At 44.3% G+C, this 13,718-nt stretch carries 13 protein-coding genes; 9 read left to right on the top strand and 4 right to left on the bottom strand.

Going from position 1 to position 13,718, the window contains the following annotated elements; translation table 11 throughout:
• Window positions 1–43: 43 nt before the first annotated feature.
• From gyrB to dnaA, 4 genes are all read right to left on the bottom strand, one after another.
• Entirely contained in the window at window positions 44–2,461 is a 2,418-nt protein-coding gene (gyrB, locus tag MD535_RS20065) for a DNA topoisomerase (ATP-hydrolyzing) subunit B (protein WP_265676803.1), read from the bottom strand.
• A 12-nt stretch (window positions 2,462–2,473) separates the two neighbouring features.
• Window positions 2,474–3,556, bottom strand: coding sequence for a DNA replication/repair protein RecF (gene recF, locus MD535_RS20060; protein WP_265676802.1), 1,083 nt, complete (start codon window positions 3,554–3,556; stop codon window positions 2,474–2,476).
• 15 nt (window positions 3,557–3,571) lie between these two features.
• Entirely contained in the window at window positions 3,572–4,672 is a 1,101-nt protein-coding gene (gene dnaN, locus MD535_RS20055; RefSeq protein WP_265676801.1) for a DNA polymerase III subunit beta, read from the bottom strand.
• An 86-nt stretch (window positions 4,673–4,758) separates the two neighbouring features.
• Entirely contained in the window at window positions 4,759–6,165 is a 1,407-nt protein-coding gene (dnaA, locus tag MD535_RS20050; RefSeq protein ID WP_250619308.1) for a chromosomal replication initiator protein DnaA, read from the bottom strand.
• 390 nt (window positions 6,166–6,555) lie between these two features.
• Between dnaA and MD535_RS20045 the strand changes: the two genes are divergently transcribed.
• From MD535_RS20045 to mioC, 9 genes are all read left to right on the top strand, one after another.
• A complete protein-coding gene (locus tag MD535_RS20045; RefSeq protein WP_265676800.1) occupies window positions 6,556–7,320 on the top strand; it encodes an amino acid ABC transporter substrate-binding protein in 765 nt (254 codons plus the stop codon).
• A gap of 71 nt (window positions 7,321–7,391) precedes the next feature.
• Window positions 7,392–8,063 (top strand): amino acid ABC transporter permease, encoded by a 672-nt coding sequence (locus MD535_RS20040; protein ID WP_265676799.1) that lies wholly within the window; start codon window positions 7,392–7,394, stop codon window positions 8,061–8,063.
• A complete protein-coding gene (locus MD535_RS20035) occupies window positions 8,060–8,797 on the top strand; it encodes an amino acid ABC transporter ATP-binding protein (RefSeq protein WP_265676798.1) in 738 nt (245 codons plus the stop codon). The genes MD535_RS20040 and MD535_RS20035 overlap by 4 nt, the downstream gene beginning before the upstream one ends.
• Window positions 8,798–9,004: 207 nt before the next feature.
• The gene (rpmH, locus tag MD535_RS20030) at window positions 9,005–9,142 is read left to right on the top strand and encodes a 50S ribosomal protein L34 (protein ID WP_102470009.1); all 138 of its coding nucleotides are present in this window, start codon (window positions 9,005–9,007) and stop codon (window positions 9,140–9,142) included.
• Window positions 9,143–9,511, top strand: coding sequence for a ribonuclease P protein component (gene rnpA / locus MD535_RS20025; RefSeq protein WP_250619304.1), 369 nt, complete (start codon window positions 9,143–9,145; stop codon window positions 9,509–9,511).
• A complete protein-coding gene (yidD, locus tag MD535_RS20020; protein ID WP_265676797.1) occupies window positions 9,478–9,735 on the top strand; it encodes a membrane protein insertion efficiency factor YidD in 258 nt (85 codons plus the stop codon). The genes rnpA and yidD overlap by 34 nt, the downstream gene beginning before the upstream one ends.
• 2 nt (window positions 9,736–9,737) lie before the next feature.
• Window positions 9,738–11,357: a membrane protein insertase YidC gene (yidC, locus tag MD535_RS20015; protein WP_265676796.1), complete on the top strand. Its 1,620-nt coding sequence runs from the start codon at window positions 9,738–9,740 to the stop codon at window positions 11,355–11,357.
• Between the two features lie 101 nt (window positions 11,358–11,458).
• Entirely contained in the window at window positions 11,459–12,820 is a 1,362-nt protein-coding gene (mnmE, locus tag MD535_RS20010) for a tRNA uridine-5-carboxymethylaminomethyl(34) synthesis GTPase MnmE (RefSeq protein ID WP_265676795.1), read from the top strand.
• Window positions 12,821–12,830: 10 nt separating this feature from the next.
• Complete coding sequence (mioC, locus tag MD535_RS20005) at window positions 12,831–13,268, top strand: FMN-binding protein MioC (protein WP_265676794.1); 438 nt, start codon at window positions 12,831–12,833, stop codon at window positions 13,266–13,268.
• Window positions 13,269–13,718: the final 450 nt, after the last annotated feature.

Below are 13,718 nucleotides of genomic sequence, written 5' to 3'. Positions count from 1 at the left end.
ACCCAAAGGCAGCGTTTTCTCAATCACTATCAATGTAAACTAACTACACATCCAAGTTTGCTACTTTTAGCGCATTTTCTTCAATGAAGTTACGACGCGGTTCAACTTGATCACCCATTAATGTGGTAAACAGAAGATCAGCGCCAACGGCATCTTCAATCGTCACTTGCATCATGCGGCGAGTTTCAGGATCCATGGTTGTTTCCCAAAGTTGATCGGGGTTCATCTCACCCAGACCTTTGTATCGTTGTAGGCTAAGACCACGACGAGACTCTTTCACCAACCACTCTAATGCTTCAACAAAGCTAGAAACAGGCTGAGTACGCTCACCACGCTTAATGTAAGCGCCCTCTTCAATTAAGCCTTCTAGCGCTTCTGATAGATCCGCTAGTTTGCTAAATTCCTTCGAGTTAATGAGATCAACACTCAAGACATGCTCGTAAGTCACACCGTGAGTACGAACCACAACCTTCGGTACACTCAGACCCAGCTCTTCATGTTTTTCAACTTCTAAGCTGTACTGGCTCGCGCCCGCTTCTTTGGCATTCAGTTGCTCAACAAGCTGTTTGCCCCACGCTTCAACCGCGGCATCATCATGACATTGCTCTGCCGTTAGGCGAGGTACGTAAATCAATTCGTGTACCAACGCACGCGGGTAACGACGACTCATACGATCAACCAGTTTAATGCCTGCATTGTACTGCTGCACTAATTTCTCTAGCCCTTCACCAGCAAAAGCGGGTGCTTCAGGGTTAACATGCAACGCGGCATTATCCAAAGCCAACGCCACCTGATACTGGTTCATGGCGTCTTCATCTTTGATGTATTGCTCTTGCTTACCTTTCTTCACTTTGTAAAGTGGCGGTTGTGCAATATAGATGTAGCCACGCTCAATAAGCTCTGGCATTTGACGATAGAAGAACGTCAAAAGTAGTGTACGGATGTGCGACCCATCCACGTCGGCATCGGTCATGATGATGATGTTGTGATAACGCAGTTTATCTGGGTTATATTCATCTCGGCCAATACCACAGCCCAACGCAGTAATCAGCGTCGCGACTTCTTGGGAAGACAACATCTTGTCAAAGCGCGCTTTCTCAACGTTTAGAATTTTACCTTTCAGTGGCAAAATTGCTTGGTTCTTACGGTTACGCCCCTGCTTGGCTGATCCGCCAGCAGAGTCCCCTTCCACAATGTATAGTTCAGACAATGCAGGGTCTTTTTCTTGGCAATCGGCAAGTTTACCTGGCAAACCTGCTAAATCTAACGCGCCTTTACGACGAGTCATTTCACGAGCTTTACGCGCGGCATCACGAGCACGTGCTGCATCAATAATTTTTGAACAGACAATCTTTGCTTCACCTGGATTTTCCGCCAGGAATTCAGACAACTTTTCGTTCATTGCCGATTCAACCGCTGACTTCACTTCTGAAGAAACCAGTTTATCTTTCGTTTGGCTTGAGAATTTAGGATCCGGTACTTTCACAGAAACAATCGCGGTCAAACCTTCACGAGCATCATCGCCAGATGTCGATGTTTTGGCTTTCTTAGAGAAGCCCTCTTTGTCCATAAAGGTATTAAGCGTACGTGTTAGTGCTGAACGGAAACCCGCTAAGTGGGTACCACCATCACGCTGAGGAATGTTGTTGGTGAAGCAGTAGATGTTCTCTTGGTAACCATCATTCCATTGCATTGCAACTTCGACGGTAATGCCATCTTCACGTTCAAAATCGAAGTGGAAGATTTTTTGAATGATAGGCGTTTTATTGGTGTTTAGGTGCTCAACAAACGCTTGGATACCACCTTCAAACTCGAAGTGATCCATTTTATCTTCTTCGCGCTTATCAATCAGCTTGATAGACACACCAGAGTTCAAGAAAGAGAGCTCTCGAAGACGCTTCGCCAAAATATCATAATGGAATTCGATATTCGTGAACGTCTCTTCACTTGGCCAGAAACGAATCTCAGTACCCGTTTTATCGGTATCTCCTACCACCGCTAGTGGCGCTTGCGGCTCACCGTGATGATACGTTTGAGTATGAATTTTACCACCACGATGGATAGTTAATGTCACTTGCTTAGACAGTGCGTTTACTACTGAAACACCAACGCCGTGCAAGCCACCAGATACTTTGTATGAGTTATCATCAAATTTACCACCGGCGTGAAGTACCGTCATGATAACTTCGGCAGCAGAGACTTGCTCTTCTGGATGCAGTTCCGTTGGGATACCACGGCCATCATCGCGAACCGAAACAGAGCTGTCCTCATGAATAGTCACAATGATGTCATTACAGTGACCAGCCAACGCTTCATCTATTGAGTTGTCAACCACCTCAAAAACCATGTGGTGCAGACCGGTTCCATCGTCCGTGTCGCCGATGTACATTCCTGGACGCTTACGTACTGCATCCAGACCCTTTAGTACTTTAATACTCGATGAATCGTAATTTTCTGACATGAGTTTCTCTCACTATTTACCTGGTTCTATTGTGCCATGTTCCACATGAAACATCTTGCCATTTTCGTCAACCATATCGGCAACTTGACTTTGGGTAATAGAACTTACAAAAACTTGAGCCTTCGTCTCTTTTAAGTAATCCGCTAAGCGTTTACGACGGAGGCTATCTAATTCTGAAGCAAAGTCATCAATTAAATAGATGCACTGCTTTCCCGTTAATTCTGCTAAATGTTGACCTTGCGCTAAGCGCAACGCACACATCATTAATTTCAACTGGCCTCGTGATAACACATCCTCAACAGGCGTGTTGTTCACTTTGATCCGTAAATCGGCCTTATTGGGTCCACTAAAGGTATACCCCAATGCTTGGTCTCGCTCAAAACTTCGCTCTAACAACTCGCTGTAAGGTGTGCCTTTCTCCCAACCACGATAATAGCCGAGCTTAATGTCCAATTCTGGTAAAAAGGACTGACACATCGTTTCAGCTAATGGCTGCATTTGTTCAACGTAGCAACGACGCCAATCGTCTATTTGAGTGGCCAGTAACGCAAGGTCCTTATCCCAAAACCGCATCTCTCGATAGCTGGTGGCAGATTTAAGTAACGCATTACGTTGCTTATTCAGACGCTTAAAACGCCCCCAGGCTTCATGAAAGCCAAGTTCAGAGTGAAACACACCCCAGTCGATAAATGCACGTCTAAATTTGGGTCCATCGGTCAGCAATTCAAAACCTTCGGGATGAATTAACTGCAAAGGTAACACCTTAGCAAGCTGAGCGAGTTTTTGCCCAGATTGACCGCCTATTTTAACCTCTGTTGACCCATCACGCTGCTTATTAATGCCAATAGGTAGCTCAAATTGATCCGAGTTCAAAAAACGACCATGCACAAACAGTTCTTGGCAGTCATTTTGAATCACTCGTCCCGTTAAAGTACTTTTGAATGAACGGCCATGGCCTAGCAAATAAATGGCTTCAAGCAAGCTTGTTTTGCCACTTCCGTTAGGGCCAATAATAAAGTTAAAGCCTGTGGATAGTTCAATATCACAGGCTTTAATATTGCGAAACTGCTGTACGATTAGACGCGAAAGCGGCATAAAGCGATGCTCATATTAGAGACGGATTGGCATCACCACATACATGGCGCTTTCATCTTCACTATTTTCAATAAGCGCACTGGCGTTCGCATTAGACATCGAAATGCGTACCTGATTACAACGTAAACTGTTCAATACGTCCAAAACATAAGAAACATTGAAACCAATTTCTAGCGCATCACCTTCAAAGTTCACGTCTAGCATTTCTTCCGCTTCTTCTTGCTCTGGGTTATTCGCAGTGATGCGCATTTCACCGCCATCCAAATTCACTCGAACACCACGGAATTTTTCATTCGACAAAATCGCAGCGCGAGAGAAGGCCTGACGTAGTTCACCACAATCTGCTTCTAGCGTTTTATCGGTATTTTGCGGTAATACTCGACGATAGTCAGGGAAGCGACCATCCACTAACTTAGACGTGAAGATAAAGTTGTTCACTTCTGCTCGAATGTTAGAGCTGCCAATTTGTAATGTCACTGGTTGCTCTGGCGCATCTAACAATTTAGACAGCTCTTGCACCCCTTTTCTAGGCACAATAATTTGTTGGTTCTCAAAGCTACCTTCTAAGGTAACAGTCGCGACCGCCATGCGGTGGCCATCAGTCGCCACAGAACGCAAAGTATTATCATCGAGCTCAAATAGCATACCGTTAAGGTAATAACGAACGTCTTGGTTCGCCATTGAGAATTGTGTTTTCTCTATCAAAGATTTCATTTCAGCCTGAGTCACCGTCACGGCGACCTCTTGTTGCCAATCTTCAATATTAGGAAAATCACTTGCCGGTAATGTCGTTAATGAAAAACGACTACGACCAGAGCGCAACTGAACACGATCACCTTCCAGCACAATGGTGATCATGGCATCATCAGGCAAACCGCGACAGATATCGAGAAACTTTCGTGAAGGCACGGTCACACTGCCCGCTTCAAAATCACTTTCCAGCGTTACTTTACTGATCAGTTCAACTTCGAGATCAGTCGCGGTGATAGAAAGCACACCATCGGATACTTTTAGTAGTAAGTTACCCAAAATAGGCAAAGTTGGTCTACCACCCAACGCGCCAGAGACTTGCTGTAGCGGCTTAAGAAGGTGATTACGCTCGATAGTAAATTTCATAGATAACTCTTCGCAAAGATGGCAATCCATGCCACTTAGATTCGAAATATAATAGATTGATGCTAATTATAGTGATTCTGACACTATTAGGAAGAAAGCGTGCGAATTAAGTTGGAGTAGTCTTCCTTAATATCGTGACTTTCTTCTCTGAGCTGGGCTATTTTACGACATGCATGAAGCACTGTGGTATGGTCACGACCACCAAACGCATCACCAATTTCAGGCAAGCTGTGGTTGGTGAGTTCTTTCGCAAGCGCCATCGCCAGCTGACGAGGACGCGCTACAGAGCGTGAACGACGCTTAGAAAGCAAATCCGCGACTTTAATTTTGTAATATTCTGCGACCGTTTTTTGAATATTATCGATGGTCACTAATTTTTCTTGTAAAGCCAGCAAGTCGCGTAACGCTTCACGAACAAAATCAATGGTGATAGGACGACCGGTAAAATTCGCGTTCGCGATGACACGGTTAAGTGCCCCTTCCAGCTCACGCACATTTGAACGAAGACGCTTAGCAATAAAGAAGGCTACTTCATCAGCGAGATGAATTTGATGATCTTCTGCCTTTTTCATTAAAATCGCGACGCGAGTTTCTAATTCAGGAGGCTCTATGGCAACCGTCAGCCCCCAGCCAAAACGAGATTTAAGGCGATCTTCAACACCATTAATTTCTTTTGGATAGCGATCAGAGGTCAAAATAATCTGCTGGTTACCTTCAAGCAAAGCATTAAAGGTGTGAAAGAACTCTTCTTGAGAGCGTTCTTTGTTAGCAAAGAACTGAATATCATCGATAAGCAACGCATCAACACTACGGTAATAACGCTTAAACTCTTCAATCGCGTTGTTTTGTAGCGCTTTCACCATATCTTGCACAAAGCGTTCAGAGTGCATGTAAATCACTTTCGCATTGGGCTTATTATCGATAATAGCGTTACCAACGGCATGCAATAAGTGCGTTTTACCTAAGCCTGTACCGCCATATAAGAATAACGGGTTGTAGGCCGCTCCGGGATTATCCGCCACTTGGCGAGCAGCCGCTAAACCTAATTGGTTCGACTTACCTTCCACGAAGTTATTGAACTTATGCTTAATATTAACGTTGGAACGGTGATTGATGTCCGCTACTTCCACTTCATTATCCCACGTCTTATGCACTGGCTGTCTTGCTTGTAATCTTGCTGGTGCTGAAGATTCTGCTGCGACATCGGCCGCGCTCTTCACGGGTTTAGGTGGGGGCGGTGCCGATACTCGTCGGCTACCCACTTCAAGACGCAGGCTTGGGACATCGTTACCACAATATTCTTGCAGTAAGCGGTTAATACTATTGAGATAACGATCTCGAACCCAATCGAGTACAAAGCGATTCGGCGCAAATAGAGTTAGGGTATTGTCATTAAGCTCAGCTTGCAGTGGTCTTACCCACATGCTGAATTCGGTAGCTGGTAGCTCTTCTTGTAGTTGTTGCATGCATTGCAACCAAAGCGAAGATGACACGTTGCGCTCACTCTATTATTGAATTGGGGAAAGACTGCTAATTTTACCTGTTGATAACCAAGATCGCCAGCAAATGATCTCGCTTACGGTGAATAAGATCGAAGTTATTCACAATTTTTATGGCCATTTTACTTGGATCCACACAATTTGCCCTTATTTTACTCACACAGTCATACACAAAATGGCGATCTACTCACAATTACCACGATTGATCTAACTTGTGTATAGATCAGTGATTAATCTGTCACCGAATGATGGCAACTGATCAAAGCAGTGGTGAAAGCTTCATCATTCAACCGCGAGTTTGTTATGGTTAATAACAACTAGTTATTTAACTTATCGACAAGTTTGCCAGTAACATTCCTCCCTATAAACATAAGGAGTAGTAAAATGAAAAACTGGATTAAAGGCGCATTAACAGCCTTAGCACTTTCTGCAACCGTATCTCAAGCAGCATATGCTGCAGTCGCACAAGACGTGAAAGTGGGTATGTCTGGTCGCTACTTCCCATTTACGTTTGTGAAACAAGACAAACTACAAGGTTTTGAAGTCGATTTATGGGACGAGATTGGACGTCGTAATGACTACAATGTCGAATACGTGACGGCGAGCTTTTCAGGCCTGTTTGGGTTACTTGAAACGGGACGAATTGATACGATTTCAAATCAAATAACCATTACTGACGAGCGTAAAGCAAAATATCTCTTCGCTGACCCTTATGTCATCGATGGCGCGCAAATTACCGTCCGTAAAGGCAATGACAGTATTCAAGGTATTGATGACCTCGCCGGAAAAAATGTCGCGGTGAACTTAGGTTCGAACTTTGAACAGTTGCTGCGTCACTACGATAAAGATGGCAAAATCAATATCAAAACCTATGACACCGGTATTGAACATGATGTCGCACTGGGTCGCTCTGATGCATTTGTTATGGATCGCTTATCTGCCCTTGAACTGATTAAAAAGACAGGTCTTCCACTGCAGTTAGCTGGCGAACCATTTGAAACCATTGAAAACGCGTGGCCATTTGTTAATAACGACAAAGGCCAAAAATTACAGCAAGAGGTTAACACAGCACTAGCTGCAATGCGTGCAGACGGCACTTTAGCCGATATTTCTGAAAAGTGGTTTGGTGCTGATATCACTAAAAAGTAAGTGAACACTATGCATACGCCCACTACTCTTATCAGTAGTGGGCGTTTATTTTTCTAAGTTTTGGATGCGTTATGGGATTTGATTTTCAATACATGCTCGATCTATTGCCAATACTATTTAAGTACCTTGGAACCACAATGGAGATGGCAATATGGGGGCTGTTTTTCTCACTGATCCTATCAGTGATATTAGCCAATATTCGAGTATTCAAAATCCCGGTATTGGACCAGCTCAGCCAACTGTATATTAGCTTCTTCCGTGGCACGCCGCTGCTAGTGCAACTCTTTCTGCTCTATTACGGGTTACCGCAAGTTTTTCCGTGGATGGTAGGATTGAATGCCTTTAGCGCTGCGGTTATTGGTCTTACCTTGCACTTCGCCGCCTATATGGCAGAAAGTATTCGAGCCGCCATTATTGGTATTGATCGCAGTCAGATGGAAGCCAGTCTGTCTGTCGGCATGACGAAAAGTCAGGCCATGCGCCGTATTATTTTACCGCAAGCGACACGAGTCGCACTGCCATCATTAATGAACTACTTCATTGATATGATCAAATCGACATCACTTGCTTTTACCCTTGGTGTCGCCGAAATCATGGCCAAAGCTCAAATGGAAGCTTCTTCAAGCTTTCGATTTTTTGAAGCGTTTTTAGCCGTCGCTCTTATTTATTGGGGAGTTGTGTTAGTGCTCACTCGCGTTCAAGCATGGGCGGAACAAAGATTGAATAAGGCGTACCAACGATGATCAAATTACATAATATTCATAAACGCTTTGGGGATACCGAGGTCTTGAAAGGCATCGATATCGATATAAAACAAGGCGAAATCGTGGTGGTCATTGGTTCAAGTGGTACCGGTAAATCCACGCTGCTTCGTTGTGTTAATTTCCTCGAAGAAGCCAACCAAGGCACAATCTCTATTGATGATGTGACGGTTGATTGCCAAAATCACACCAAAGCAGAAGTATTGGCACTGCGCAGAAAAACAGGCTTTGTGTTCCAAAACTACGCCTTATTTGCCCATATGACGGCAAAACAAAACATTGCTGAAGGTTTAATTACCGTAAAAGGCTGGAAAAAGCCGCAAGCATTGGCACGAGCTCAACAGATTCTTGATGATATCGGTCTAGGGGACAAAGCGCAGCAATACCCAGCGTCACTTTCTGGTGGTCAACAACAACGAGTTGGAATTGGACGCGCCATGGCTCTGCAACCTGAATTATTGCTATTTGATGAGCCAACTTCCGCTCTTGATCCTGAATGGGTCGGTGAAGTATTAAATTTAATGAAAAAATTAGCCACGCAACATCAAACCATGTTAGTGGTTACTCACGAAATGCAATTTGCCCGCGAAGTCGCTGATAAAGTGATCTTTATGGCCAATGGTCACATCGTGGAACAAGGTCCACCAGAGCAAATTTTTAACGATCCACAGGATATACAGTTAAAAAAGTTCCTAAATCAGGTCGGGATCGAATAAGGATCCTTGCGCTCTGGCTCACAAAACGTATAATCCGCCGACCGGAATTGAAATTGAACTGATTATTGACTCTTTGAGCCACAGTGATTACAATTCCGCCTCTTTGTTGAGAGGCGTCGGATTTCCTCTTTATTTATAGAGAAGGGTATTTCTCCCACGCCGGGTTCAACGAGAACCTAAAACTACTGATCAGTAAAGGTAATAACCATGTCTAAACGCACTTTTCAACCTTCAGTTCTAAAGCGCAAGCGTACTCACGGCTTCCGTGCACGCATGGCGACTAAGAACGGTCGTAAAACAATTAATGCACGTCGTGCAAAAGGCCGTGCGCGTCTTTCAAAATAATTGACTATTTTGAATAAGAAGCACGCCTTTATTCGGGAGTTACGTTTGTTAACTCCCGAGCATTATCAAAACGTATTTAAGCAAGCTCATCGAGCCGGCTCCCCTCATTTCACCATCATTGCTCGTAAAAACTCTCTTTCACACCCACGTCTCGGTCTTGCGGTTCCTAAAAAGCAGATAAAAACAGCTGTCGCTAGAAATCACTTTAAACGACTTACTCGTGAAAGCTTTCGTAACAAACAACATGAACTTCCAAACAAAGATTTTGTTGTTATTGCAAAGAAGAGCGCACAAACTCTTAGCAATGATGAAATGTTCCAACTTCTCGATAAACTATGGCATCGCCTGTCTCGCCCTTCGCGTGGTTAGCAATCGGACTTGTCTATCTTTATAGATGGACCATTAGTCCCCTAATCGGACCTCGCTGTCGGTTTACCCCAACTTGCTCCCGTTACGCTATAGAAGCCTTACAAGCTCACGGTTTTGTAAAAGGGTGTTGGCTATCTGGCAAACGTCTATTAAGATGTCATCCTTTGAATGAAGGGGGATACGACCCCATTCCACCAGTCCAAAAACAAGACAGAGATAAATAACGATGGATTCTCAACGTAATATTCTGTTAATCGGCTTGGCGTTAGTTTCTTTTTTGCTATTTAACCAATGGCAATCGTACAAGAATCCAGCACCAGTACCGACACAACAGGCTCAAGGTAGTACCCTACCTGCACCATCTTTCGCTGATGAACATGATCCAGCTCCTGGTCATACTTCAGCTGCAGAGAAAATCATCACAGTGAAAACTGATGTGCTAACGCTTGGCATCAATACGATCGGTGGCGATGTAGTAACAGCAGATCTTAACGAATACGCGATTGAGCAAGATTCAGCAGACCCTTTTGAACTTCTTAAAGATTCACAAGGTCATCAGTTTATTGCACAAAGTGGTCTTGTTGGCCCTCAAGGTATTGATTTAAGCAGTACCGACCGTCCGGCTTACCAAGTTTCAACAGAAAACTTGACGCTACAAGATGGTCAGGATGAACTTCGTATCCCTATGACGTTTACTGCGAATGGCATTAACTATGTTAAAACCTTCGTTCTTAAGCGTGGCAGCTATGCCGTTGATGTTGAATACAACATCGACAACCAATCTGGGCAAAACGCGACGTTTGGTATGTACGCTCACCTGAGACAAAATGTTCAGGATAAGGGCGGCAGCATCACGATGCCAACTTATAATGGCGGTGCTTACTCAACTCAAGACACGCGTTATAAAAAATACAGCTTTGAAGACATGCAAGATCGCAACCTGTCTCTTAACCTGACTGATGGTCAAGGTTGGGCAGCAATGATCCAACACTACTTTGCAGCCGCATGGATCCCACGCGAAGCACCGGGTACCAATCTCTATACCCGTGTTATTGGCAACCTCGCTGATATTGGTGTTCGCATGCCAAATCAGACCATTGGTAATGGCCAAACCGCTGAACTTAAAGCGACGCTTTGGGCGGGTCCTAAGCTACAAGACCAAATGGCCGCTACAGCGCCAAACCTTGACCTTGTAGTGGATTACGGTTGGTTATGGTTTATTGCAAAACCACTTCACACGCTATTGTCGTTTATTCAAGGCATTGTCGTGAACTGGGGTCTAGCGATTATCTGTTTAACCTTCATCGTACGTGGTGCTATGTACCCACTGACGAAGGCTCAATACACATCGATGGCAAAAATGCGCATGCTACAGCCTAAGCTGCAAGCAATGCGTGAACGTATTGGTGATGACCGCCAACGTATGAGCCAAGAAATGATGGAACTGTATAAGAAAGAGAAAGTGAACCCACTGGGTGGCTGTCTTCCAATTATCTTACAGATGCCAATCTTCATTTCGCTTTATTGGGCACTCATGGAATCTGTTGAACTGCGTCACTCGCCATTCTTTGGCTGGATCACTGACCTTTCAGCACAAGACCCTTACTACATCCTTCCATTATTGATGGGTGCGAGTATGTTCTTGATTCAAAAAATGAGCCCAACAACTGTGACGGATCCAATGCAGCAGAAGATCATGACCTTTATGCCGGTTATGTTTACTTTCTTCTTCCTTTGGTTCCCATCTGGCCTAGTTCTATACTGGTTGGTTTCAAACATCGTGACTCTGATTCAACAAACTCTAATCTACCGAGCGTTGGAAAAGAAAGGATTGCACTCTAAGTAATCCAAAACGAGTAAATAACAATAAAAGGCGACCTTAAGGGTCGCCTTTTTTAGTCTCCATGATTACAATTTGGCTAACGTATTGCGATTAAGGCAAACCCCATGACAACAGACACTATTGTGGCACAAGCCACCGCACCTGGCCGTGGTGGCGTCGGTATTATCCGCGTCTCAGGCCCTGCGGCATCTCAGGTTGCGCTTGCCGTCACCGGACGTGAACTTAAACCGCGTTATGCAGAATACCTTGCCTTTAAATCTGACGATGGTTCAGAAATTGACCAAGGCATCGCCCTGTATTTCCCAAACCCGCATTCCTTTACGGGTGAAGATGTCCTAGAACTGCAAGGCCATGGTGGCCCGGTGGTCATGGATATGCTGATTAAGCGTATTTTGCTTATTCCAGGCGTTCGCCCAGCACGACCGGGAGAATTTTCCGAACGTGCCTTCATGAACGACAAAATGGATTTAACACAAGCAGAAGCGATTGCCGATCTTATTGATGCCAGTTCAGAAGAGGCGGCAAAATCGGCGCTTCAATCACTGCAAGGTGAATTCTCTAAACGTATACACGTGCTGGTGGAATCCCTAATTTACCTACGAATCTACGTAGAAGCCGCCATTGACTTTCCCGAAGAAGAAATTGACTTCTTAGCCGACGGTAAGGTCTCTAATGACTTACAGTCGATAATCGATAACCTTGAAGCCGTTAGAAAAGAGGCCAACCAGGGATCGATCATGCGTGAAGGCATGAAGGTCGTCATAGCAGGTCGTCCAAATGCAGGTAAATCAAGCCTACTCAATGCCTTATCCGGTAAAGAGTCTGCCATCGTAACGGATATCGCAGGCACTACGCGAGATGTACTACGTGAGCATATCCACATTGATGGCATGCCACTGCATATAATCGATACCGCAGGTCTACGCGAAGCATCCGACGAAGTAGAAAAAATAGGCATTGAACGTGCTTGGGAAGAAATTAATCAAGCTGATCGTGTTCTCTTTATGGTTGATGGCACCACGACAGATGCCACGGATCCAAAAGAAATATGGCCTGATTTTATGGATCGTCTTCCAGAATCTATTGGCATCACCGTAATTCGCAATAAGGTGGATGAAACCAATGAGGCGCTTGGCATTTGTCACGTCAACGCACCAACACTGATTCGCTTATCGGCACGAACCGGTGAAGGTATCGATGCCCTTCGCGAACATTTAAAGTCTATCATGGGCTTTTCTGGTGCGAATGAAGGCGGCTTTATGGCTCGAAGACGCCACCTTGATGCATTGGAGCGTGCTGCCGAACACCTCAGTATTGGCCAACAACAGCTTGAAGGCTACATGGCAGGAGAAATTTTAGCAGAAGAGCTAAGAATAACTCAGCAGCATCTCAATGAAATTACGGGTGAGTTTAGCTCTGATGATCTACTGGGTCGTATTTTCTCATCGTTTTGTATCGGTAAATAAAGGAATGAGCATGATTCATATCATTACAGGTAGCACACTAGGTGGTGCGGAGTATGTGGGTGACCATCTAAGCGATCTACTCATAGAGCAAGGGTTCACCACAACAATTCATAATCAACCTCAACTCGCAGACATTGAAGCCGATGGTATCTGGTTCATAATCACCTCTACTCACGGTGCGGGCGATTATCCAGATAATATTCAACCGTTCATTGCAGACCTACAAAACACCCCACCCCGAATGTCGACAGTAAAATATGCCGTCATTGCGATTGGTGACTCAAGCTACGATACATTTTGTGCCGCAGGAAAACATGCCTTCGATCTTCTCGAAGACATAGGCGCAACACCAATCGCAGAAGGCCTCGAAATAGACATTCTTAATGATCAAGTCCCGGAGGATGCCGCTGAAGCTTGGCTTAACGAAAACATCAGCAAATTCCAATAAAGAAAAAGCGGCGAAAGCCGCTTTTTTTACAATTGTGCATAACTTCTCTCTAAATTTCCTTCCCAGAAACTAAAAAAATCACCAATCTTATGTGGATAAGTCATACTGTTTCCAGTGTAAAAGCTATATTTATCCAAATAGTAACTTTTTCTTGTTTTGCCCCCTGTGCATAAGTAGCCTTTTTGATCCCAGCTAATACAAGATTAGATCAAAGCAAGATCACAAGAACTGATCATAAAAAGATCCATGGTTTTGTTGATCATTTTTCAGTTATCCACAGAAGTGGTCGATCCTAATAATAGATCTAATAAAAGATCATATATATAGATCCCTATTTAATAGCTCTTTTTAACAAGATCCAAAAGTTGCGAAAAGCGATGTTCTCGCTACAAGAAAAGCGGTAGAATACGTCTCCTTTTGGTTAGTCCATTTTGTCGATTGAATACGAGG

Source organism: Vibrio qingdaonensis (genome assembly GCF_026191675.1).
GTDB lineage: Bacteria > Pseudomonadota > Gammaproteobacteria > Enterobacterales > Vibrionaceae > Vibrio > Vibrio qingdaonensis.
Note: the sequence above shows the minus strand (reverse complement) of the source record. Positions and strands in the feature narration are given on the sequence as shown.

Excerpts from the sequence above, each read along its gene's own strand:
- gyrB (WP_265676803.1), bottom strand. The coding sequence starts at position 2,461 with ATGTCAGAAAATTACGATTCATCGAGTATTAAAGTACTAAAGGGTCTG.
- recF (WP_265676802.1), bottom strand. The coding sequence starts at position 3,556 with ATGCCGCTTTCGCGTCTAATCGTACAGCAGTTTCGCAATATTAAAGCC.
- dnaN (WP_265676801.1), bottom strand. The coding sequence starts at position 4,672 with ATGAAATTTACTATCGAGCGTAATCACCTTCTTAAGCCGCTACAGCAA.
- MD535_RS20045 (WP_265676800.1), top strand. The coding sequence starts at position 6,556 with ATGAAAAACTGGATTAAAGGCGCATTAACAGCCTTAGCACTTTCTGCA.
- MD535_RS20040 (WP_265676799.1), top strand. The coding sequence starts at position 7,392 with ATGGGATTTGATTTTCAATACATGCTCGATCTATTGCCAATACTATTT.
- MD535_RS20035 (WP_265676798.1), top strand. The coding sequence starts at position 8,060 with ATGATCAAATTACATAATATTCATAAACGCTTTGGGGATACCGAGGTC.
- rpmH (WP_102470009.1), top strand. The coding sequence starts at position 9,005 with ATGTCTAAACGCACTTTTCAACCTTCAGTTCTAAAGCGCAAGCGTACT.
- yidD (WP_265676797.1), top strand. The coding sequence starts at position 9,478 with ATGGCATCGCCTGTCTCGCCCTTCGCGTGGTTAGCAATCGGACTTGTC.
- yidC (WP_265676796.1), top strand. The coding sequence starts at position 9,738 with ATGGATTCTCAACGTAATATTCTGTTAATCGGCTTGGCGTTAGTTTCT.
- mnmE (WP_265676795.1), top strand. The coding sequence starts at position 11,459 with ATGACAACAGACACTATTGTGGCACAAGCCACCGCACCTGGCCGTGGT.
- mioC (WP_265676794.1), top strand. The coding sequence starts at position 12,831 with ATGATTCATATCATTACAGGTAGCACACTAGGTGGTGCGGAGTATGTG.